This is a genomic window from Pseudomonas serbiensis (genome assembly GCF_030580745.1).
In the GTDB taxonomy this organism is placed as follows: domain Bacteria; phylum Pseudomonadota; class Gammaproteobacteria; order Pseudomonadales; family Pseudomonadaceae; genus Aquipseudomonas; species Aquipseudomonas serbiensis.
Genome location: NZ_JAUQOO010000008.1, coordinates 170,229 through 192,968 on the forward strand (window position 1 = coordinate 170,229; position 22,740 = coordinate 192,968).

Annotated in this window: 21 protein-coding genes; 9 read left to right on the plus strand and 12 right to left on the minus strand. The window is 57.9% G+C overall.

Annotation, left to right across the window (positions count from 1 at the left end; translation table 11 throughout):
• The first annotated feature begins 4 nt into the window (after positions 1-4).
• Positions 5-1,609, plus strand: a complete 1,605-nt coding sequence (locus Q6A51_RS12745; protein ID WP_304574937.1) for an alkaline phosphatase family protein — start codon at positions 5-7, stop codon at positions 1,607-1,609.
• Positions 1,610-1,647: 38 nt separating this feature from the next.
• Here Q6A51_RS12745 and Q6A51_RS12750 read toward each other — a convergent pair whose 3' ends face one another.
• Positions 1,648-2,553, minus strand: a complete 906-nt coding sequence (locus tag Q6A51_RS12750) for a TauD/TfdA dioxygenase family protein (protein WP_304574938.1) — start codon at positions 2,551-2,553, stop codon at positions 1,648-1,650.
• A 147-nt stretch (positions 2,554-2,700) separates the two neighbouring features.
• On the opposite strand from Q6A51_RS12750, the gene Q6A51_RS12755 reads away from it, so the two are divergent.
• Positions 2,701-3,609: a LysR family transcriptional regulator gene (locus Q6A51_RS12755; protein WP_304574939.1), complete on the plus strand. Its 909-nt coding sequence runs from the start codon at positions 2,701-2,703 to the stop codon at positions 3,607-3,609.
• A 60-nt stretch (positions 3,610-3,669) separates the two neighbouring features.
• Here Q6A51_RS12755 and Q6A51_RS12760 read toward each other — a convergent pair whose 3' ends face one another.
• The gene (locus tag Q6A51_RS12760) at positions 3,670-4,647 is read right to left on the minus strand and encodes an ABC transporter substrate-binding protein (RefSeq protein WP_304574940.1); all 978 of its coding nucleotides are present in this window, start codon (positions 4,645-4,647) and stop codon (positions 3,670-3,672) included.
• A gap of 292 nt (positions 4,648-4,939) precedes the next feature.
• On the opposite strand from Q6A51_RS12760, the gene Q6A51_RS12765 reads away from it, so the two are divergent.
• Entirely contained in the window at positions 4,940-6,538 is a 1,599-nt protein-coding gene (locus Q6A51_RS12765) for an ABC transporter permease (protein WP_304574941.1), read from the plus strand.
• A complete protein-coding gene (locus tag Q6A51_RS12770; protein WP_025261508.1) occupies positions 6,535-7,359 on the plus strand; it encodes an ABC transporter ATP-binding protein in 825 nt (274 codons plus the stop codon). The genes Q6A51_RS12765 and Q6A51_RS12770 overlap by 4 nt, the downstream gene beginning before the upstream one ends.
• Before the next feature lie 62 nt (positions 7,360-7,421).
• Here the strand turns inward: Q6A51_RS12770 and glpD are convergent, their stop codons facing one another.
• From glpD to Q6A51_RS12790, 4 genes are all read right to left on the minus strand, one after another.
• Complete coding sequence (gene glpD / locus Q6A51_RS12775; RefSeq protein ID WP_201017360.1) at positions 7,422-8,960, minus strand: glycerol-3-phosphate dehydrogenase; 1,539 nt, start codon at positions 8,958-8,960, stop codon at positions 7,422-7,424.
• A gap of 305 nt (positions 8,961-9,265) precedes the next feature.
• Positions 9,266-10,021 carry a DeoR/GlpR family transcriptional regulator gene (locus tag Q6A51_RS12780; protein WP_025261506.1) on the minus strand — a complete coding sequence of 252 codons (756 nt, stop codon included), beginning with the start codon at positions 10,019-10,021 and terminating at the stop codon, positions 9,266-9,268.
• A gap of 93 nt (positions 10,022-10,114) precedes the next feature.
• Positions 10,115-11,620, minus strand: coding sequence for a glycerol kinase GlpK (gene glpK, locus Q6A51_RS12785; RefSeq protein WP_201017359.1), 1,506 nt, complete (start codon positions 11,618-11,620; stop codon positions 10,115-10,117).
• A gap of 28 nt (positions 11,621-11,648) precedes the next feature.
• Positions 11,649-12,500 carry an MIP/aquaporin family protein gene (locus Q6A51_RS12790; RefSeq protein WP_201000115.1) on the minus strand — a complete coding sequence of 284 codons (852 nt, stop codon included), beginning with the start codon at positions 12,498-12,500 and terminating at the stop codon, positions 11,649-11,651.
• A 349-nt stretch (positions 12,501-12,849) separates the two neighbouring features.
• Here Q6A51_RS12790 and ybaK point away from each other — a divergent pair, with 349 nt between their 5' ends.
• The gene (ybaK, locus tag Q6A51_RS12795) at positions 12,850-13,320 is read left to right on the plus strand and encodes a Cys-tRNA(Pro) deacylase (RefSeq protein WP_304574942.1); all 471 of its coding nucleotides are present in this window, start codon (positions 12,850-12,852) and stop codon (positions 13,318-13,320) included.
• A gap of 47 nt (positions 13,321-13,367) precedes the next feature.
• Here ybaK and Q6A51_RS12800 read toward each other — a convergent pair whose 3' ends face one another.
• The gene (locus Q6A51_RS12800) at positions 13,368-14,441 is read right to left on the minus strand and encodes an ABC transporter ATP-binding protein (protein ID WP_201017357.1); all 1,074 of its coding nucleotides are present in this window, start codon (positions 14,439-14,441) and stop codon (positions 13,368-13,370) included.
• Positions 14,438-15,358 (minus strand): ornithine carbamoyltransferase, encoded by a 921-nt coding sequence (argF, locus tag Q6A51_RS12805; protein ID WP_201000112.1) that lies wholly within the window; start codon positions 15,356-15,358, stop codon positions 14,438-14,440. Before argF ends, Q6A51_RS12800 begins: the two co-directional genes overlap by 4 nt.
• Before the next feature lie 415 nt (positions 15,359-15,773).
• Here argF and Q6A51_RS12810 point away from each other — a divergent pair, with 415 nt between their 5' ends.
• From Q6A51_RS12810 to grxD, 3 genes are all read left to right on the plus strand, one after another.
• The gene (locus tag Q6A51_RS12810; protein WP_025261500.1) at positions 15,774-16,067 is read left to right on the plus strand and encodes a hypothetical protein; all 294 of its coding nucleotides are present in this window, start codon (positions 15,774-15,776) and stop codon (positions 16,065-16,067) included.
• A gap of 134 nt (positions 16,068-16,201) precedes the next feature.
• On the plus strand, positions 16,202-18,310 hold the full coding sequence (locus Q6A51_RS12815; protein WP_304574943.1) for a molybdopterin oxidoreductase family protein: 2,109 nt from the start codon (positions 16,202-16,204) through the stop codon (positions 18,308-18,310).
• Between the two features lie 87 nt (positions 18,311-18,397).
• Entirely contained in the window at positions 18,398-18,724 is a 327-nt protein-coding gene (grxD, locus tag Q6A51_RS12820) for a Grx4 family monothiol glutaredoxin (protein ID WP_201000110.1), read from the plus strand.
• 116 nt (positions 18,725-18,840) lie between these two features.
• Here the strand turns inward: grxD and bfr are convergent, their stop codons facing one another.
• The 4 genes from bfr to pyrC form a co-directional block, all read right to left on the minus strand.
• Complete coding sequence (gene bfr, locus Q6A51_RS12825; RefSeq protein WP_025261497.1) at positions 18,841-19,311, minus strand: bacterioferritin; 471 nt, start codon at positions 19,309-19,311, stop codon at positions 18,841-18,843.
• Between the two features lie 201 nt (positions 19,312-19,512).
• A complete protein-coding gene (locus Q6A51_RS12830) occupies positions 19,513-19,731 on the minus strand; it encodes a bacterioferritin-associated ferredoxin (protein ID WP_117166038.1) in 219 nt (72 codons plus the stop codon).
• A gap of 210 nt (positions 19,732-19,941) precedes the next feature.
• The gene (gene rnt / locus Q6A51_RS12835; protein ID WP_201017354.1) at positions 19,942-20,616 is read right to left on the minus strand and encodes a ribonuclease T; all 675 of its coding nucleotides are present in this window, start codon (positions 20,614-20,616) and stop codon (positions 19,942-19,944) included.
• Positions 20,613-21,659, minus strand: a complete 1,047-nt coding sequence (pyrC, locus tag Q6A51_RS12840) for a dihydroorotase (RefSeq protein WP_201017353.1) — start codon at positions 21,657-21,659, stop codon at positions 20,613-20,615. The genes rnt and pyrC overlap by 4 nt, the downstream gene beginning before the upstream one ends.
• Positions 21,660-21,807: 148 nt before the next feature.
• Here pyrC and Q6A51_RS12845 point away from each other — a divergent pair, with 148 nt between their 5' ends.
• On the plus strand, positions 21,808-22,716 hold the full coding sequence (locus Q6A51_RS12845) for a flagellar protein MotY (RefSeq protein ID WP_201017352.1): 909 nt from the start codon (positions 21,808-21,810) through the stop codon (positions 22,714-22,716).
• The last annotated feature ends 24 nt before the right edge of the window (positions 22,717-22,740 follow it).

Sequence of the window (22,740 nt, forward strand, 5' to 3'; positions counted from 1 at the left end):
TCCCATGACTGCAATCAAGAACGTGCTGTACATCATGTGCGACCAACTGCGCCGTGATTATCTGTCGTGCTATGGCCACCCGCATCTGCACACCCCGAATATTGACCGTCTGGCACAAGCTGGCGTGCGCTTCGCCCGGGCTTACACCCAAGGCACCATTTGTGGACCTTCGCGAATGTCGGCCTACACGGGCCGTTACGTCAGCAGCCATCAGGTGGCCTGGAACTCCGTGCCCTTGCCTCTGGATGAACTCACCATCGGCGACTACCTGCGCCCGGCCGGGATTCGCACGGCGCTGGTGGGCAAGACCCACGCCACGCCCAATCTGGACGCCCAGCAACGCCTGGCTCTGGAACCTGACAGCGAGCAGGCCGAGAACCTCAACGAAGTAGGGTTTGAAGCTTTTTTCCGCCACGACGGCATCTACCCGGACGATCCGGTTTTTGCCGACAAGCGTGAAAGTGCGCCTTACACCCATTACCTGCGCAACCTGGGCTTTGATGGGGTCAATCCCTGGCATGACTGGGCCAACGCCGCTGAAGGCGAAAATGGCGAAATCCTCAGTGGCTGGAAAATGCGCCATTCGCACTTGCCGGCCCGTATTGAAGAGCAGCATTCGGAAACCGTTTACACCACCGACCGCGCCATCGACTTCATGGCGGAGCAGGGCGAGCAACCCTGGTGCCTGCATCTTTCATACATCAAGCCGCACTGGCCTTACATCGCCCCGGCGCCTTATCACGCGCTGTACGGCAAAGAGCATGTGATTGCGCCGATACGCGCCGAAGCGGGCAAGGAGAGCGACCACCCGGTTTACGCGGCATTTCGTGAGCACCAGGAAAGCCGCAATTTTTCCCGTGAAGAAGTGCGCCTGAATGTCATCCCGACCTACATGGGGTTGGTGAAGCAGGTGGACGATCAGCTCGGGCGGCTGTTCGATGTGATGCAGAGCAATGGGCGTTGGGACGACACGCTGATCGTCTTCACCAGCGACCATGGTGACTTTCTCGGCGATCACTATCTGGGCGAGAAAGAGTTTCTGCTTGAACCCGCCGTGGGCGTGCCGCTGATCGTGCGTGATCCGCGTCCGGCAGCCGACGTGACCCGTGGCAGTGTCGATGAGCGACTGGTGGAAACCATCGATGCCTTGCCGACCTTTCTGGAAGCTCTGGGCTTGCCCGGTGCCGGGCATCGTCTTGAAGGCCGGTCGCTGATTCCGCTGCTGCATGGCCAGCAACCGCAATGGCGCCAGTTCGCTATTTCCGAATACGACTATGCGTTCCAGGCACCTGCCCGTGAGCGTTTGGGACAACCTATCGATCGTTGCCGGATGTACATGGTGCGCAGCGAGCGCTTCAAGTACCTGGCCTATGACGGTTTCCGCGCTCAGTTGTTCGATCTGGAAAACGATCCTCAGGAACTCAACGATCTGGGTGCCGATCCGGCGTTCGCCCAGGTGCGCGAGCAACACCAGAGCTACCTGTTCGACTGGTTGCGGGGCTTGAAACGGCGCACGACGATCAGTAACGAGGAAATCGATCAGCGTGGGCAACGATTCCGTTATGGCGAGCTGGAAGATGACGCGCTGGTGCAGATCGGCGTCTGGTGAAACATCGCGGGCGTGAGAGCGCCCGCGAACGTTTCAGGTCAGGCACCTTTGATGGTGACGCTTTTTTGCCCGGCGACACCCACCGGGACTTCGCCCTGCAAGGTCACGCGACGCACGATGCGTTCCTGCTGGCCGTAGTCGTCCACGGCATAGTGCTGGGTGGAGCGGTTGTCCCAGATGGCAACATCTCCTGCCGTCCAGCGCCAGCGCACGGTGTTTTCCAGGCGAGTGACATGGCTCTGCAACAGACCGAAGAGATGGGCCGAGTCGCTTGCCGAATAGCCCTTGATGCGTTTGACGAAATGGCCGAGCAGCAGGCTTCTTTCACCACTCACCGGATGCACTCGTACCACCGGATGCTCGGTTTCATAGACGGTGGAAGCAAAGACCTTGCGGTAGTTATCAAGCTTTTCCGAGGTCACGCCGGGCCGGATGCCCGCGTAGTCATATTCGTTGCTGTGCAAGGCCCAGAGTTTGTCGGCCAGTTCGCGTATCTCCGGCGAAAGATCGTTATAGGCCGCAGCAGTATTGGCCCACACGGTATCGCCACCGGAAGCCGGTGCGATGACCGAACGCAGGATCGAGGCCTTGGGGTAAGCGTCCACAAAAGTGACATCCGTGTGCCAGGAGTTGGCGCGCTGGCCATCGGCACCACTCAATTGCATCAGGTAGCGGGTCCCGTCACGCACCGGAACCGTCGGGTGAGCAATGGGTTCACCCAGCAGCTTGGCAAAGGCTTCCTGACTCTGATCGTCCAGGTGAGTCTGGCCGCGAAAGAACAGCACTTTGTATTGCACCAGTGCGGCCTGGATGGCGTCCACGGTGGCGGCATCCAGATCAGCGCTCAAGGCGACGCCATTGATCTGTGCGCCGATACGGCCTGCAATCGGTTGAATATCCAGCGTCAGGGGGCTGGGTTGGGTAGCAAGTGCTGCCTGGCTCATGGCAAATCCTCTTTATCTATGGTTAGAACCAAAAGGTCTATCCGGTATTTATTTTGTTCGTTGACGGCATAAGAGCTTGCATTTAAAACCTCAATCCATTCGTCAGGCCAATACCTTTGGCCTCATTTTCAAATGCCTGGAATGCATATGGATCTGCGTCAATTACGCTACTTCATCGCGCTGAACGAACACCGCAGTTTCGTGCGCGCAGCAGACGCCATGGGGATTACCCAACCGGCGTTCAGCCGCAGTATTCAAGGCCTGGAGCAAGAGTTCGGGTGTGTGCTGGTGGAGCGCGCCAACAAGGATCTGCGACCGACGCCGGAAGGCCATGTGGTGTTGCAGCATGCGTTGCGACTGGTACAAGGCGCTGCGTTGCTGAGCAACGAAGTGGCGCAGATGACCAAGCTCGATGCTGGCGAAATACGCTTTGGCTCAGGACCTGCGCCAGCCATGCGCCTGATCCCCGAGGCCATGTCTCGCTTCATCGAGGCCCATCCCAAAGTGCGGGCTTATCTGGAAGTGAACAACTGGGAAAAACTGGCCCGCAGCCTGGCTCGGGAAGAGATCGAATTCTTCGTGGCCGACACCCGCCAGTTCGAGTCAGACCCGAACTTCCAGACCCGGCCCCTGAAAGCGCGGCGCGGCATGTTCTTTTGCCGGGCAGGGCACCCGCTGCTGAGCAAGGAAAGCCTGTCCACCAATGACATGTTCGATTACCCGCTGGGCGCGACACTGATCCCGCCGGGCATCCGTAAAGGGCTCGCCAACCTCAGTGGCCGCTCCGACTTCACCCTGCATATCGAAACCGCCCATTTCCCGGCCCTGATGAAAATCGTGCAAAGCTCCAACGTCATCGGCATCGGCCCGCAAGAAGCACTGGAGCACGACATCGCCAACGGCACCCTGGCTCGCCTGCACTGGCGCAACCTGCCCGACGAACTCGACAGTCTGAGCGCCCGCTACGGCATCGTCAGCCGTGCAGGCTTCAGACTGTCACCGGCGGCGCGGGCGATGATCGAGGTGATTGTTGAGGTGGATGAAGACAATGAGTGACCCCATCTGTGTAGGAGCGAATTTATTCGCGAATATCGGCCTTCGCGAATGAATTCGCTCCTACTGTACCCACTCACTCACCTTGAAAGGCTTGCGGATCAACCGTTCTCTGGCGGCGATATCCACGGAGGATTGCAAGGCGGCGAGGAATTGCGGGTCGAGTTGTGAGGGGAAGATGTCAGCCATTTTTTCCGTGCGCAGGTCTTTTTCCAGTATGGCTGCCGGGTAGCTCGCATAGTTGGAAACCAGATCGATATAGGCCTGTTTGTTGCTCTCGTCGGTCAGCCAGCGGGTGGCCTGTTCCTGGGCCTTGAGCAGACGAGCCACGGCTTCGGGGTGGGCGTCGACGAAGGCTCCGTCAGCGACCAGTACGCCCTGAATATTGCCCGCGCCGCCCAGGTCCTTGGAGCTTAGAGGCAGTTCTGCCAGACCCTTGGCTTCAAGAGCGGTCAGGCCCGAGAGTGCCCAGGTGGCGTCGATCTGTTTGGCGGCCAGGGCTGCCAGTGCGGCATTGAAGTCCAGGTTGATGACTTTCAGGTCTTTCTCGCTCAGGCCCTGGCTGGCCAGTGCGGTATCGAAGGACAACTGGCTGGCCGTGCCGCGAAATACAGAAACCCGTTTGCCCTTGAGATCCTGCAGGGTCTTGATGCCGGAGCCTGGCACCACCGCCAGATAATGCTTGATGCCGCGAGCGGCGGCGCTGAGCAGGCGGGTATCGAGCCCGTTGGATTTGCCGATGATGGCTGCCAGATCACCCAGATAGGCCAGGTCCACCTGTTTGTTGGCGAACGCTTCATTGATGACCGGGCCTGCGCCCTTGAAGAACACCCACTGAATCTTGATGCCTTCATCGGCAAAGGCCTTTTCGTAAATCTGCTGGCTGCGCAGCACATCGACTATGCCGCCTCCGCTGTTTCCGGCTCCGGCGCTGAGGTCCGGCACGGCGATGCGGATCTCCTTGAGATCGGCGGCATGGCTGGCGATGGAGGTCAGGGCAAGGGCGCATCCGAAGGCCAGGGATTTGAAGATCTTTTTCATGGGCTGTCCTGATTGTTCGCGGAGAACGCCTAATAGACACAGCTTTGGATCAGTCCAGAAATAATATTAATTCCACGTTTAATCACCCAATGGAATAAGCCGCATGTTCGGGGCGCGCTGCGGGACATGCATTGCATGCAATAAAAGTATTCTTTAAATGCATTGGATGTCTGGCTTGCATCCGCACTTAAATGGCGATACTTATCTCTATATGGAATTCCTGTCTGTTTTTATAGATCGGATAAGAATATGCAAATAGCCTTTATGCAGCAGCCGACAGCGGAGTTCTGATATGGCTCGTGACTCCCTTCTTTCTATTCCGCAGCCTGTTGCGTCTTCCCGGCGCCGGGCTGTGGCTCCGGTATTCAAACGGTATCTGTTGGCGTGGTATCTGCCCCTCGCACTGGCTGTGCTCTGGTGGGTGGCCAGCCGCAATCACTGGATGAGCGAGCAGATCCTGCCTGCGCCTTCGCTGGTCTGGCAGAGCGCTCTGGAGCTGGCAACCTCTGACCTTCCCGGTAATCTCTGGATCAGTTTGCAACGTTTGTTCTGGGGGTTGTTGGCGGGGATCTCGGCGGGTGCCGTGCTGGGTGCCTGGCTGGGTTTCAGCCGTCGGGCTGAAAGGCTGGTCTTGCCGACCTTCACCTCGCTGGCGCAAGTGCCGACCCTGGCGTGGATTCCGCTGTTCATGGTCGTGTTCGGCATTGGTGAAATGCTCAAGCTGGTGGTGATGATCAAGGCGGTTATCGTTCCGGTAACTCTGCACACCCTGATTGGTGTTCGCGATGCCCAGCCTCGCTTGCGCGAAGCCGCTGCCGTTTTGCGCCTGCCTCTGCACTTGCTGATTCGGCGTCTGATTCTTCCTGCGGCCTTGCCGTCTTTCATGGCTGGCGTGCGGCTGGCGCTGTCGTCTGGCTGGTCTTCGTTGCTGGCGGTCGAGCTGCTGGCTTCAAGCGAAGGCATTGGCTACCTGATGGTGTGGGCGCGACAGTTATTCATGCTCGATATCGTGTTCGTCTGCATTGCCGTGATCGGCGTGATTGGCGTGCTGATGGATCGCGGGATCGGTCTGGCGGATCGCAAGTGGGTGTTCTGGCCCCATGCCGCGACCGCCGAGTTTCGTGGTCGCGCTCCGGCGCAAGGGCTTGATCGAATCGTTCCCTGGATTCTGCCCTTTGCCTTGCTGGCGCTGTGGCAAGCCGCCAGCCAGTGGGGCTGGGTCAATGCCAATATTCTGGTTTCACCGCTGCTGGTGATTGAAACCCTGTGGGCCGGTCTGCTGGATGGTTCGTTGCCGCAAGCGATGGGGCTGAGCCTGAGCCGTGCCTTGGGAGGTCTGTTTCTGGGCGGTACGCTGGGGTTTTCTTTGGGCTTGCTGCTTGGCTTGTCGCAACCCCTGGAGCGTTTTCTCGGGCCGACACTGGCTGCGTTCAGGCAAGTCGCCATTTTCGCCTGGGTGCCCCTGATCACAGCCTGGTTCGGGTTGGGAGAGCCGGCCAAGTGGGTATTCGTCGGGCTTGCGGCATTTTTCCCGCTGTTCATTGCGACCCAGCGCAGCGTCGCCAACCTGTCACCGCAACTGAGGGAAGCGGCTCAGGTCTTGCGCCTGAGCCTGTGGCAACGCCTGACCCGCATGGTGCTGCCGGGTGCGGCACCGGGGATTTTTGCCGGTCTGCGCCTGAGCCTGATCTATGCCTGGCTGGGCACCATCGGTGCCGAATATTTCATGCCATCCAATGGCGGCATCGGCAGCCTGATGATCGGTGCGCAACAACTGTTGCGCATGGACGTCATCATGAGCGGCATGCTGTTGGTAGGGCTGACCGGCGCGGTACTCAACGAAATCGGACAACGCATTGAAGCGCGGGCAACGCGCTGGAGGCATGCATGACAGCCCAGACCCATTCCATCGTGAACTTCAACCATGTGGGCAAGGTGTTCCAGACCGGTCATGGCGATGTGGAAGCGATTCGTGAGTTCAATCTGCAAGTCGAGGAAGGCGAATTCATTGCCATCGTAGGCTCCAGTGGTTGCGGCAAATCCACGCTGTTGCGGCTATTGATCGGGCTGGACACCGAGTTTCGCGGTGAAATCCTGGTCGACGGCAAGCCGGTCAGCGGCATTGGCAGTGAGCGGGGGATCGTGTTTCAGGAGCATCGCCTGTTCCCGTGGCTGACGGTCGAGGAAAACATCGAGCTGGGCTTGGTCAACGAAGGGCTTGGGCAGAAGGAGATGCAGCAGAGGATCGCTGACTTCATTGATCTGGTTGGCCTCAAGGACTTTACCAAGGCCTATCCCCACCAGCTTTCAGGCGGCATGGCCCAGCGGGTTGCGATTGCCCGAGGGCTGGTGGCGAGCCCTCGTATCCTGTTGCTGGATGAACCGTTTGGCGCACTGGATGCGCTGACACGCCAGCAGATGCAGGAAGAACTGCTGGCCATTCGCGAGCGGGCAAAAATCACTACGGTACTGGTGACGCATGATGTGGAGGAAGCCATCTTCCTGGCCGATCGGGTCGTGGTCATGGAGCCAAGACCTGGCCGTATCAAGCGCATCGTGGATATAAAACTGCCGCATCCTCGTCAGCGCAGCAGCTTTGATTTTCATCAGTTGCGTGAAGAACTGCTGCATGAGCTGACCAGCGATGACCATTACGTCATTCGCGAACCTGAGCAGATACGCAATCTGCCTGCGGCGTTTATTGCCTGTTAGTTCTTCGCGAATGAATTCGCTCCTACGCGGTGTAGGAGCGAATTTATTCGCGAAATCGATCTTCAGGCTGCCGCGATAGCTGATTTATTCGGCACAACCTTTTCCAGATAACCCTGCACCCCGGCCTGTTCTTCAGGCGTGGTGAACAGCCCAAGCTTGGTGCGACGCCACAGGATGTCGTCAGCGTTGGTTGCCCACTCGTTGGCGCACAGGTAATCGACTTCGCGGGTGTACAGGCCTGCGCCCAGATGCTCGCCCATGTCTTCCAGGCCGTTCACGCCGTCCATCAGGCGCCAGCTGCGGCTGCCGTAGGTGATGGACCAGCGTTGTGCGATGGAAACAGGCAGCCATGGGTAGCGTTTGCTCAGCTCGGTTGCCAGTACCTGTGGTGTGGTCATCTCTTCTGCGCCCGGCAGTGCGGCCTTGGCGGTCCAGCTCGGCTTCATCCGGGTGAAGAACGGAGCCAGTTGCGCCAGCGCCGATTCGGCCAGTTTGCGATAGGTCGTCAGTTTGCCGCCGAACACCGAAAGAATCGGCGCTTCGTTTTCGCCGCCCGACAACGACAGGGTGTAGTCGCGGGTGATGGCCGAAGGATTATCAGATTCATCGTTGCACAGCGGGCGCACGCCCGAATAAGTGTGCAACACGTCGCTGCGGCTCAATTGCTTCTTGAAGTGGTCGTTGGCCACTTTCAGCATGTAATCCATTTCGCCATCGGTGATCTGTACCTTGGCCGGGTCGCCCTGATATTCACGGTCGGTGGTGCCGACGATGGTGAATTTGTCCAGGTACGGAATGGTGAACACGATGCGCTTGTCTTCATTCTGCAGGATGAAAGCGTGTTCGCCCTCGTACAGCCTTGGCACGATCAGGTGGCTGCCCTGGATCAGGCGGATGCCGTAAGGCGAGTCCAGCTTCAGGTCTTCGCGAATGAACCTGGCAACCCACGGGCCAGCGGCGTTGACCAGTGCCTTGGCCTGTACCGAGAACAGCGTGCCGTCGGCGCGCTCCATTTCCAGGTGCCACATGCCTTTGGTCCGACGGGCACTCAGGCAGCGGGTGCGTGTATGGATGTGAGCGCCGTTTTCGCGGGCGGCCATGGCATTGAGAACCACCAGACGTGCGTCATCTACCCAGCAGTCGGAGTACTCAAAACCGCGAGTGATGGAAGCGTTGAGCGGGCTGTCCGCCCCGAAACGCAGGCTGCGTGACGCAGGCAGTTTTTCGCGCTTGCCGAGGTTGTCATAAAGGAACATGCCGGCACGGATCATCCAGGCCGGACGCAGATGCGGGCGATGTGGCAGGACGAAGCGCATCGGCTTGACGATATGCGGCGCCTTGGCCAGCAATACTTCGCGCTCGGCCAGTGCCTCTCGCACCAGACGGAATTCGTAATGTTCCAGGTAGCGCAGCCCGCCGTGGATCAGCTTGCTGCTGGCCGACGAGGTGTGGCTGGCCAGGTCATCCTTTTCACACAGGAAAACCGACAGGCCACGGCCCGATGCATCCGCTGCAATACCGACACCGTTGATACCACCACCGATAACGGCAATGTCGTAGACCTCGGAAAGCGATGGTGCTGACGCAGTGGAGTGGGGCATTGGGTGGCCTCCTGGACAATTCTTGAATAACGCACGAAAGGCGAATTTGAACATTGATGTTCGTTTGTGAAAATAATAGCTCAAGAAACAAGGCGCTGCCAGTCAGTATTTATTGAAAATACTGATGAGGATGAGGGGAAAGGAATAAAAACGAACATCGTAGGACGATTTTCGCAAATGCTTGCCTGTGCAGCCATGCCCCGCAGGAGCGAATTCATTCGCGAAAAGGCCGCTGCATCTGTATGAGATTGCACGCGGCCTTCCCGGATAAATCCGGTCCTACAGTTCGCAAAAAACGATGTGAATCAAACCACTTCGAGGCGAATCTTGTGCTGGGCAAGCAATTGCTGCAGTGCCGGCACAGGCGCCTGATCGGTCACCAGACAATCGATCAGGGTGATAGGGCCAAGCCGCACCATGGCGTTACGCCCGAACTTGCTGGAGTCCGCAGCCAGCAGCACTTGTCTGGCATTGGCAATGATCGCCTGGGAAACCCGGACTTCCTGATAATCGAAATCCAGCAGGCTGCCGTCTTCGTCGATTCCGCTGATACCGACCAGAGCAAAGTCGACTTTGAACTGGGTGATGAAATCCACACTGGCCTGACCGACCACGCCGCCGTCGCGGCGCACGTTGCCACCGGCCAGCAGGACCTCGAAATCATCCTTGCCGCTCAGGATCGAGGCCACGTGCAGGTTGTTGGTGATGATTTTCAGGTTGTTGTGGTTGAGCAGGGCGCGGGCGATGGATTCGGTGGTGGTACCGATATTGATGAACAGCGAGGCGTTGTCCGGGATCTGTGCGGCGATGGCTTCGGCGATCCGTTGTTTCTCGTCACGCATCTGGTCCGCACGCATGGCGTAGGCGGTGTTTTCGATGCTTGAGTCATAGGCCGCGCCGCCGTGGTAGCGACGCAGCAGGTTCATTTCCGCAAGTTGATTGATATCCCGGCGGATGGTTTGTGGGGTCACGACGAACAGCGTCGCCATTTCCTCGATGCTCACATAGCCGCGTTCGCGAACCAGTTCGAGGATTTGTTGCTGGCGGGGAGGCAGGTTCATTGTTTTTCCTTAGGGCACCCTCTGCAAATGGCGCCCATGATGCCGCAGCCGGGCCTCGGCTGTCAGCTTCAATAATCCTGCTCCCCGTCCTGCTTACTCCTCGTTTTCGTGTGGTTCCCAGTCACGAGTGCGCTCGACGGCTTTCTTCCAGCCAGCGTAGAGCTTCTCTTTTTCTGCCTCGTCGCACTGAGGCTCGAACACACGCTCGATCACGGCCTTGTTGCGCAACTCGTCCAGACTGCTCCAGAAGCCAATTGCCAGACCAGCCAGGAACGCTGCGCCCAGAGCGGTGGTTTCGCGCATTTGCGGGCGCTCGACCTGAGTGCCGAGGATGTCGGCCTGGAATTGCATGAGGAAGTTGTTGGCGACCGCGCCGCCATCGACGCGCAGAGACTTGAGACGTTCGCCCGAATCCTGCTGCATGGCGTCCAGCACATCGCGAGTCTGATAGGCGATGGATTCCAGTGCGGCGCGGATGATGTGGTCGACTTTCACGCCGCGAGTCAGGCCGAACAATGCGCCACGGGCATAAGGGTCCCAGTAGGGCGCGCCCAGGCCGGTAAAGGCCGGGACCAGATACACGCCGTTGCTGTTCTTGACCTTGTTGGCGAAGTACTCGGTGTCCAGCGCGTCGTTGACGATTTTCAGTTCGTCACGCAGCCACTGCACAGTAGAGCCGCCGTTGAACACCGCGCCTTCCAGTGCGTAAGCCACTTCGCCACGCGGGCCGCAGCCGATGGTGGTCAGCATGCCGTGGGCCGACTTGACGGCTTTCTTGCCGGTGTTCATCAGCAGGAAGCAGCCAGTGCCGTAGGTGTTTTTCGCCTGGCCCGGTTCCACGCACATTTGCCCGAACAGCGCGGCCTGCTGGTCGCCTGCGATACCGGCAATCGGAATCCCGCTTTTGCTGTGGCCATAGACTTCCGAGGATGCCTTGACCTCAGGCAGCATTTCGCGAGGGATATCCAGCACATCGAGCATGCGCTGATCCCATTCCAGGGTATGGATGTTGAACAGCATGGTGCGCGAGGCGTTGGTGTAGTCGGTGACGTGAATCTTGCCGCCGGTGAATTTCCAGATCAGCCAGCTATCGACGGTGCCAAACATCAGCTCGCCCTTGCGTGCGCGCTCGCGGCTGCCTTCGACGTTATCCAGAATCCACTTGAGCTTGGTACCGGAGAAGTACGGGTCGGTGACCAGGCCGGTGGTTTCCTTGATGTATTCTTCAAGGCCGTCGCGCTTGAGCTGCTGGCAGATTTCGGTGCTGCGGCGGCACTGCCAGACGATGGCGTTGTAGATCGGGCGGCCGGTGTCCTTTTCCCATACAACCGTGGTTTCACGCTGGTTGGTGATACCGATGGCCGCGATCTGATTGTGATGCAGGTCAGCCTGAGCCAGGGCCTTGGTCATGCAGGCGGTCTGGGTGGCGAAGATTTCCATCGGGTCATGCTCGACCCAGCCAGCCTGCGGGTAATGCTGGACGAACTCGCTTTGGGCGGTGCTCACCACGTTGGCGTTGCGGTCGAAAATGATCGCACGTGAACTGGTGGTGCCCTGGTCAAGGGCAATGATGTAGTTCTTGTTCTGAGAGTCTGTCATTTCGATTGCCTTGCGTTATTGGGGGTATTCAAGCGGAAGTCTGTGCTTTGCCGCGAATGGCTTCAGGAGCCTGTTCAACGGCGACGGCGCTGGGCAGATGACGGGCGATAAGCCCGCGATAGCCGGCAGCACCCAGGCAGGCACCCAGAATCGGTGCAAAGATCGGAACCAGGAAATACGGTATGTCGCGCCCACCGGTGAACGCTATCTCATCCCAGCCTGCAAGGAATGTCATCAGTTTAGGGCCGAAATCCCGTGCCGGGTTCATGGCGAAGCCGGTCAGCGGCCCCATGGATGCTCCGATCACGGCAACCAGCAAGCCGACCAGCAAAGGCGCCATCGCGCCGCGTGGCAGGCCGTTGCTGTCATCGCCCAGAGCCATGATGACGCCCATCAGCACGGCAGTGATCACCACCTCGACCAGAAACGCCTGGCCCACTGAAATGGCCGGGTTCGGATAGGTTGAGAACACCGACGCCAATTCAAGGCTTTGCACGCTGCCACGAATCATGTTGTGTGCATGTTCGTAATCGAAGAACAGGCTGATGTAAAGCAGATAGACCAGCCCCGCACCACAGAAGGCACCGGCAATCTGTGCGCTTATATAGAAGGGCAGTTTTTTCTTTTCGAAGCCTGCAAAGAGGCTGAGTGCGATGCTGACGGCAGGGTTCAGGTGAGCGCCCGAAACACCGGCGCTTATGTAAATCGCCATGCTGACGGCCAGACCCCAGATGATGCAGATTTCCCACAAGCCAAATGAAGCACCTGCGACCTTGAGCGCTGCAACGCATCCTGTGCCGAAGAAGATCATCAGAGCGGTGCCAAGGAATTCAGCCAGGCACTGGCCTCTGAGCGTCGGTTGTTGCATTGATATGGTCATTTGAACCTCATTTTTTTGTTTTTTGCGGCTTCGTATGCAAAGCACCGATGCTCATCATCTGCCGTATCGGGAAAACCCCATTCCCGACCGGTTTTACGAATCTTGTTGAAAATTGAATTTCAAAAATATTCGTAAACGAAAAAATATAGACAAGAAACAATGCTGTCAAAGGTTGAAAGTGAACCGTTGACGATATTTTCTGACAGCGAAATTTGATTTTTCTCCATTTTGTGTAGGAATTATTTTTTTGATTTTAAAGGGCTATCACTGAGGTGTATGTATTGAGACAGGGCTTTTGCGCTGCATTTCGCCTAAAGTAATGGCCGCCTTGAGTTATCAGGAGTGTCGTATGACCCCCGCGCTGGATTTATTGAAAAAGGTTCGCGCCGAACATCGTATTCACAGTTACGAACATGATCCGAAAGCAGCGTCTTATGGGCTGGAAGCGGCCGAAAAGCTTGGCCTCGAAGCGGCGCGGGTGTTCAAGACCCTGCTTGCCAGCACTGAAAAGGGGGAATTGTTGGTGGCCGTGGTGCCGGTTGCCGGAACCCTGGATCTGAAAGCCCTGGCCAGTGCCGCTGCGGCGAAGAAAACCGAAATGGCCGACCCGGCTGCGGCCCAGCGGGCAACCGGTTATCTGTTGGGCGGGATCAGCCCCCTGGGGCAGAAGAAGCGTTTACGCACCTTCATCGACCACACCGCCCAGCCTTTTGAGACGATCTACGTCAGTGCAGGTCGGCGCGGGCTGGAGGTTGAGTTGTCGGCGGCGGTGCTGGCCGAACATACCAAGGCGGTTTTTGCCGCAATCGGGCGGGAATAGTTCGCTCTCACTTCAAGGTCGGAGCGAATTCATTCGCGAAAAGCGATCTACAGAACCGAATGCGCGGCAACACTCCCGGCAGCCGGAAACAGCACCAGATGCTCGGTGGTCACCCGGATGCCGACTTCTTCCCCTGTCATATGATCGGCATGGCCCGGGAAGATGGCTTCAAGCTGGCTGCCTGTCGGTAACTGCAAGCGATACAGGGTCGAAGCGCCCTGGAATGTTCTGCCAACGACCCGTGCCTTCAGGTCGCTGTCGGCGGCATAGACAATATCGTCCGGCCGCAGCAACACGTCGACGGCACTGCCGCTGACGCCCGGATAGGCGCGATTGCCACGCAGTACGCCGATTTCGGTCTGTACCGACTGTGGATCTACCAGTTGCCCGCGAATGAAATAGCCTTGCCCGATGAAACTGGCCACGAAAGGCGTCTGCGGTTCGTGATACAGGTTGTAGGGCGTATCCCATTGCTCAAGCCGACCTTCCTTGAAGACACCCACATGGTCGCTGACCGCGAAGGCTTCCTCCTGGTCATGGGTCACCAGAATCGCGCTGGTGCCACGAGCCTTGAGAATGTCGCGCACTTCATGGCTCAGGCGTCGGCGCAATTCACCGTCGAGGTTGGAAAACGGCTCATCCAGCAATAACAACTGCGGCTCCGGAGCCAGCGCTCGGGCCAGCGCGACACGTTGCTGCTGTCCGCCGGAAAGCTCATGAGGATAACGTTTGCCCAGCGAGCCCAGATTGACCAACTCCAGCAATTCGTCGATCACCTGATTCAGGCGCGGGTGTTTACGGATACCGAAGGCGATGTTCTGCGCCACGCTCAGATGTGGAAACAGCGCATAGTCCTGGAACACCATGCCGATCCGGCGTTTCTCCGGCGCGAGGGTCCAGCCGGGGCGTGAGATGACTTCGCCGGCCAGCGTGATCTCGCCGGCATGGATCGGTTCAAACCCGGCAATGGCGCGCAAGGTCGTGGTCTTGCCGCACCCTGACGATCCCAGCAGACAGCCGATATCCCCGGCGTTGAGGTGCAGGTTGAGGTCCTGCACCACACGTTGATCCTGATAGCCGCATGCCAGATTGCGCAGATTCAGCAGCAGGGTATGACTCATTTTGGCTGATAGGACGGCGCGACCAGAAACTCCAGCAGGGCTTTCTGGGCATGCAGGCGGTTTTCGGCCTGATCCCAGGCGACCGAGCGTTCATCATCCAGCAGGTCGACGCTGATTTCTTCCCCGCGATGCGCTGGCAGGCAATGCATGAACAGGACGTCTTCGGCAGCCAGGTCGAGCAAGGCCCGAGTGACTTGGAAAGGGGCGAACAGCGCGATGCGTTTGGCGGTTTCTTCTTCCTGGCCCATCGAGGTCCAGACATCGGTACTGACCAGATGCGCGCCGGCGACTGCTTCCTTCGGATCACGGGTGACGGTCACGCGATCACCGGCCAGTGCCAGGAACTCCGGGTTTGGCTCGTAGCCGGAAGGGCAGGCCACGCGCAACTGGAAGTCAAACTGTATGGCTGCTTCTATATAGCTGTTGCACATATTGTTGCCGTCGCCGATCCAGGCCACCGTCTTGCCCTTGATCGAGCCACGATGCTCCAGGAAAGTCTGCATGTCGGCCAGCAACTGGCACGGATGCAGATCGTCGGACAGCCCGTTGATCACCGGGACGCGGGAATTGGCAGCGAATTCGGTCAGGTTGCTGTGGGCAAAAGTACGAATCATCACCGCATCGAGCATGCGTGACATGACCTTTGCACTGTCGGCAATCGGCTCGCCACGGCCCAGTTGGGTGTCGCGATGGGACAGAAAGATGGCCTGACCACCCATCTGGATCATGCCGGCTTCAAAGGAAAGACGGGTACGTGTCGAGGATTTCTCGAAGATCATCCCCAGCACTCGATTCTTGAGTGGTTCAAAAAGCACGCCGCGATTTCGCAGGTCTTTAAGCTCTACGCCACGACGGATCAGGCCCAGAAGCTCATCTGGGGTGTAATCCATCATCGAGAGAAAGTGCCTGGCGCTCATTATTAACTACCTTTTTTGCAACAGACCGCAGGTTCTGAAAGCCGGTTTTTATCGGGAAAACGGCATGACCTGAGGCGAAAGCCGCACGGGGGCGACGAATAAGGAAGGCGCGATAGTATAAAAAAATGTCGCGTCTTACCAATAGCATGCTTACTTCAGAGAGAACGAAGTCCGTAACCGCAAAGGCGCTGGTTGAAACAGCCCTGTGGCCGGTCCGCTGATTGCAGAAGGCAGCATTTGTACACTGACCAAACAGTGCTTGGCAATTGATGCCGATCCTGTAAAAGTCCGGTCTTGTGCCTCTACGCTTATGCGACGTGCTTCACGGCGTTGAAAGGTTGCCCGTTTCCTTAACTGCTTACGTGAGTTATAAAGAGTTACAAGTAACTGCTCAATATCAATCGAGGAGCCGGGAATGGACTCAAAGGAACGACAACTAACGGAGCTGCTTGGGTTGACCGCTCGTACCCTGACGCACCTCACCGCTTCGATGACGTCGATGTCTTTTGAGTTGTTGCGTAGCGAAGACGAAGTCACGCGGGCTGCCGGACGTCGCATGATCGACCGTATGGCGACCATCAGTTCAGGTCTTGATGACCACTGGCGTCTGATCGGCGAGCTGACGGGCGTGCATGTCGCTCAGGAGCAGATCGAAACTGTCACTGAAATCCAGTTGCAGCGTAAGGTCGTGACCCCCATCGGCAACTGACCGACTGAGGCCATCCGCCAGCCTGATGGCCCGCGATTCACGAGACGAACGTCTCTGGCGCGCTCGGCAGTAACGTTCCATATTCTTGTCAATGCAATCAATCATGACTGCCATGACAAGAATATGAGGCTGCGATGATGAGGACCGAGCACCACCGCGCTTGCCACCTGTGCGAGGCCATCTGCGGCCTCACCATCGAAACCAGTGCATCCCCGGATGCTGCCCCGATCATCACCTCGATCAAGGGCGACCCGCTCGATGGTTTCAGCCGTGGCCACATCTGTCCCAAGGCCGTGGCCCTGCAAGATATCCAGAATGATCCCGACCGCTTGCGCCAGCCCATGTTGCGTGTGGGGAGCCAATGGCAGCCGATCGAGTGGCAGGATGCTTTTGATCTCGTCGCCGAGCGCCTTTTTGCCATTCAGCAGCAGTATGGGCAAAACGCAGTCGCGGTCTATCAAGGCAACCCCAGCGTGCATAACTATGGGCTGACGACCCATAGCAACTATTTTCTCGGCTTGCTCAAGACCCGTAACCGTTACTCGGCCACTTCTGTCGATCAACTGCCGCATCACCTCACCAGTTTCCTGATGTATGGCCACGGTCTGTTACTGCCTGTGCCCGATATCGACCACACCGATTTCATGCTGATCCTGGGCGGCAACCCCCTGGCCTCCAATGGCAGCATCATGACGGTGCCTGATGTCGAGAAGCGCCTGAAAGCCATTCAGAAACGTGGCGGCAAAGTGGTTGTGGTCGATCCTCGGCGCAGCGAGACGGCTGCGATTGCGGATCAACATGTCTTTGTCCGGCCCGGTGGCGATGCCGCGCTGCTTTTCGGTCTGCTCAACACCTTGTTCGAGGAAGGCCTGACCCGCGAGAGTCATTTGCCCGTCGATGGTCTGGAGCAGGTGCGAGAGGCGATCAAGGCGCTGAGCGCCGAAGCCATGAGCCCGCGTTGTGGGATTCCTGCCGAGCAGATTCGCCAGCTGGCCCGTGATTTCGCTGCCGCTGACAAAGCTGTGTGTTACGGGCGCATGGGAATTTCCACTCAGGCCTTTGGAACGCTGTGTCACTGGCTGGTGCAATTGATCAATCTGGTGACCGGCAACCTTGATCGGGTCGGCGGAACCCTGTGTACCGAACCTGCCGTGGATCTGGTCAGTTCGACTTCAGGCGGGCATTTCAATCTCTGGCAGAGCAGGGTTTCCGGTTTGCCCGAGTATGGCGGCGAGTTGCCGGTTTCGGCGCTGGCAGAAGAGATTCTGACCGAAGGGGAAGGGCAGATACGTGCCTTGGTCACGGTTGCCGGCAACCCGGTACTGTCCACGCCCAACGGGCGCCAGTTGGAAGAGGCTCTGGACGGGCTGGATTTCATGCTCAGTATCGATCTGTACATCAATGAAACCACTCGTTATGCCGATCTGATCCTGCCTTCAACCTCGGCGCTGGAAAACGATCATTACGACACGACTTTCAACCTTCTGGCGGTGCGTAACGTCACCCGCTTCAATCGTGCGATCTTTGCCAAGCCTGAAGGCGCATTGCATGACTGGGAAATCTTCGTCGGGCTGGCCAGGGCTTTTGCGGCCAAGGCCCAAAAGGAACTGAAACCGACGATGCCTCCTGCGGCAATCATCGACCATGGCCTGCGCAAGGGCTTGTATGGTGAGGCATCGTCTCACGCTTTGTCAGTCGAGGCCTTGGGCAATTACCCGCACGGGCTGGATCTGGGGCCATTGAAACCCAATCTGACACCTCGCCTGAAAACCGCCAATGGACGTCTCCAGGCGGCTCCTGAAGTGATCATGGCTGATCTGTCCCGGTTCATTGAATCACCAGCGCCGCAAGCAGGGGAGTTGTTGTTGATCGGTCGACGGCATGTGCGCAGCAACAACTCATGGATGCATAACTATCACCGTCTGGTGAAGGGCAAACCTCGTCATCAATTGCTGATGCATCCCGATGATCTGGCCAGTCGAGGTCTGAGCGACGGGCAACAGGTGAAGGTCAACTCGCGGGTCGGGATGATCGAAGTGCAGGTGTTGGGCAGTGCCGAGATGATGCCCGGAGTGGTCAGCTTGCCCCATGGCTGGGGGCATTCGCGTGCCGGGGTGCGTATGGCGATCGCCCAGGGGCAGCCAGGCGTCAGTGCCAATGACCTGACTGACGAGCGACAGCTCGATGTCTTGTCCGGCAATGCCGTGTTGAATGGCGTGCCTGTGCAGGTGACTTCCTGCTGAGTTCAAGACTGAGCGTCTGGCACGGGATTCCGTTACAATGCGCCACCGTGCCGACAACTGAGTCGGAAAGTTCAGCCGAGGTGCTCCATGGATATCATCGAAACGATCAAAGAGCAGATTGCCAACAACACCATTCTGCTTTACATGAAAGGCGCTCCGAATGCCCCGCAGTGCGGTTTTTCGGCCAAAGCCTCCCAGGCCTTGATGGCATGTGGCGAAAAATTCGCTTATGTCGACATTCTGCAGAACCCGGAAATCCGCGCCAACCTGCCTAAATACGCCAACTGGCCGACCTTCCCGCAACTGTGGGTTGCCGGTGAGCTGGTTGGCGGCAGCGACATCATCACCGAAATGTTCCAGAACGGTGAGTTGCAGCCTCTGCTCAAGCAAGCGGCTGAAAGCGCGAAGTCCTAATTGCAGGCCGTAGGAGCGAATTCATTCGCGAATGAATTCGCTCCTACCGGAACTGCGACCGACAAAAAGCCCCGCTCTCGTCAGAGGCGGGGCTTTTTGTCGGTCGCTGAAAAGGCTTAATCGCCCATCTGCGACTGCAGGTAATTTTCGATACCCACTTTTTCGATCAGGCCCAGTTGGGTTTCCAGCCAGTCGATGTGCTCTTCCTCGGATTCGAGGATGTCTTCCAGCAGTTCGCGGCTGCCAAAGTCGCCAACGGTTTCAAAGTGCGCAATCGCAGCCTTGAGGTCTGCCAGGCCTTTCTTTTCGATCTTCAGGTCGCACTCAAGCATTTCCTTGGTGTGCTCGCCGATCAGGATCTTGCCCAGCTCTTGCAGGTTAGGCAGGCCTTCGAGGAACAGGATGCGCTTGATGAGCTTGTCGGCGTGCTTCATCTCGTCGATGGACTCGCGATACTCATGAGCGCCCAGTTTTTTCAGACCCCAATCTTCATACATGCGGGCATGCAGGAAGTACTGATTGATCGCGACCAGCTCGTTTCCGAGGATCTTGTTGAGATGCTGGATGACTGTAATGTCGCCTTTCATGTTCGAGGTCCTGCCGATGGCTTGTGTATATAAAGCGCGAGTTTGAGCTGCACTTAAAAGCCTGTCAAACCTAAGTTATTGAATAATAAGTGAAATTAAATAAGAATAAGAATGTTTGAGTTCCGCATCTTGACGCTAAGCGCTTGAATTACAGGCATAAAAAAACCGGACACAGGGTCCGGTTCTTTGAAATAGGGGAATTCAGGCAGCTGAAAATTCTGCTGGATAAGCCAGCGAAACCTGGCTGCTTTGCAGTTCTGTCAGGGTTTCACGCACCACTTCCTTGGCAAGGCAGGCGCATTTTCCGCATTTGCTGGCAACACCCAACGTCTGACGCACTTCGCGATAACTACAGCAGCCCTCAAGGATTGCATCCCGGATCTGGCCGTCAGTGACACCTTGGCAGAGGCAAACATACATAAGTCGGTAACCGTCGCTGGTTATTGCTTTGTGCCGAGGAGGTTAATCTTAATGAGAATGCTTGTCAAAACTGTTTTGGATACGCTTTGCCAACTCCGATGGACGGTCATGAGCAATTTTCAATTCTGCCCGGTAATGCGTCGTTAACTGCCGTGGGAAATATAAATAAAAAAACCGGCGCAAGGCCGGTTCATTCATGAGGCATGGGCCTCAGTCGTCGTAGTCTTCCCAGCCGCCCATTTCCTTCCAGCGGTTGACGATGCCACAGAACAGCTCGGCGGTTTTTTCGGTGTCGTAGCGAGCCGAGTGGGCCTCGCGTCCATCGAAGTCCATTCCGGCTGCCTGGCACGCCTTGGCCAGTACTGTCTGACCATAGGCCAGGCCAGCGAGGGTTGCGGTGTCGAAGCTGGAGAACGGATGAAACGGATTGCGTTTCATGTCCAGGCGAGCGACGGCAGCGTTCAGGAAGCCCAGATCGAAGCTGGCGTTGTGGCCGACCAGCACGGCGCGTTTGCAGCCATTGGCCTTCAGCGCCTTGCGCACGCCGCGAAAGATATCGGTCAGTGCGGTTTCTTCGCTCACTGCCATGCGCAGCGGGTGATCGAGCTTGATACCGGTGAACTCAAGCGCAGCCGCTTCGATATTGGCGCCCTCGAACGGTTCCACACGGAAGAAATAGGTGTGCTCCGGGAACACAAAACCTTTTTCGTCCATGCCGATCGTTACAGCGGCGATTTCCAGCAGGGCATCGGTTGCCGCATTGAAACCACCGGTTTCCACGTCGATGACTACAGGCAGGTAGCCACGAAAACGTGCTGCCATCGGGTGGCGCGAGCCGCCGCCACCGTGACCGTCCTGTTCGTCGTCGTAATGATCTTCACTCACGCATTTTCCTCCAGCAGGCGCCAGCGCAGTTTTTCTCCGGCGCGCAGCGGGATTACGCTCAACTCGCCAAATGGCAGGCTGGCAGGGGCTGTCCACTCGTCACGAACCAGCGTGATGGTGTCCTGGTTGGCAGGCAGGCCGTAGAACGCCGGGCCGTGGAGGCTGGCGAAGCCTTCCAGTTTGTCCAGCGCGTTACGTTGCTCGAAAGCCTCGGCATACATTTCGATAGCGGCATAGGCCGTGTAGCAGCCAGCGCAACCGCAGGCGGCTTCCTTGGCATGCTGGGCATGAGGTGCCGAGTCGGTGCCCAGGAAGAACTTGCCGTTGCCACTGGTTGCGGCATCGAGCAGCGCTGTCTGGTGCGTATTGCGCTTGAGGATCGGCAGGCAATAGAAATGTGGCCGAATACCGCCGACCAGCATGTGGTTGCGGTTATAGAGCAAGTGATGCGCGGTGATGGTCGCTGCAACGTTGGCCGGGGCCGCATTGACGAATTGCACGGCGTCACCGGTCGTGATGTGTTCAAACACCACTTTCAACGTCGGGAAGCGCTCCACCACACGGCGCAGATGCTCGTCGATGAAGATCTTCTCGCGGTCGAAGACGTCAATGTCGCCGCGGGTGACTTCGCCATGGACCAGCAGCAGCATGCCGACTTCGGCCATGGCTTCCAGAACATGGAAAATCTTGTCGATGCTGGTGACGCCAGAGTCGGAGTTGGTGGTCGCACCGGCCGGATACAGTTTGGCCGCATGGACGAAACCGCTGGCCTTGGCCGTGCGAATGTCCTCGGGCGTGGTCTGGTCGGTCAGATAAAGCACCATCAGCGGCTCGAAACGGCTGCCGGCCGGGCGTGCATCCAGGATGCGCTGGCGATAGGCATCGGCTTGCTGTGCATTGCGTACTGGGGGCACAAGGTTGGGCATGATGATTGCGCGGCCAAAAGTGCGCGCAACGTCAGCAACGGTGTGTGGCAAAACAGCTCCGTCACGGAGGTGGATGTGCCAGTCGTCGGGACGCAGAAGGGTCAGGCGGTCAGACATTGGGGATTCCAGGCGGGTCAAACTGCTGGGAATCCTACCGGAAAAGACTCTCTCAGGCACTCGCTATCAAGTTTTGTAGGAAGTTACCGATAGCCCGACGTAAGAAGCAGTTTTTTGTTTCGTGTCATTTTTATAAGTGGAGCCTCCCGTGCGCCAGCTATATCTCGCCTTGCTCAGCGTATTTGCCAGCCTCCCGGCCATGGCAGTCAGTTTCCAGACACGTCTGGAGAGTATCGAGTGGAAGGTCGAAGGGGATCAGTTCGAGTGTCGCCTGAGTCAGCCGATTACCGATTTCGGTGTAGGTGAATTCGTGCGCCGCGCCGGTGAGCAGGCTACATTCCGTCTCAAGCCGTCTTACAACATGCTGGGTAATGGTTCGGCCACTCTGCTGGCTGCGGCAGCACCCTGGCAGCCGGGACGGGGTGATATCAACCTCGGCTCGGTCCGTGTCAGCAATGGCGAGATTCCTTTCAATAGCTCCGAGGCACAGGCCGGACGCCTGATCAGCGGTTTGATGGAAGGGCGCAGCCCGCTCATCCGTCATAGCACCCGCGATGGCGGTGGCCCAATGGAAATAAGGCTATTGCCCGTCAGGTTCAGCAAGGCGTTCAGCGACTATCAGTTGTGTACGACCAAACTGCTGCCGATGAATTTCGATCAGATCAAGCAGGCCGAAGTTGGCTTCCCCGGCGGCGGCATCGAGCTGGACGCCAAGGCCAAGGCCCGTCTGGACAATATGATTGCGTATCTGCGTGCCGACCCAACGGTCAACCATATCGAGCTGGACGGCCATTCGGATAACAGCGGCAATCGCCTGACCAACCGCGACCTGTCCCGGCGTCGGGCGCTGGCGGTGATGGACTATATGAAGGCTCAGGGGATTCCCGAGCAACAGATCACCTTGCGCTTTCATGGCGAGCGTTATCCGCTGGCTCCCAACACCAACGATGCCAACCGCGCGCGCAACCGCCGTGTAAATGTGCATCTGGAGCGTGTCGCTCCCGAAGAAAAGCCGGTTCCAGTCGCTTCTGCCGCCAGCGCTGCACGCACTTCGTAACCCGCCTGTCTCCTCGCGAGGCTG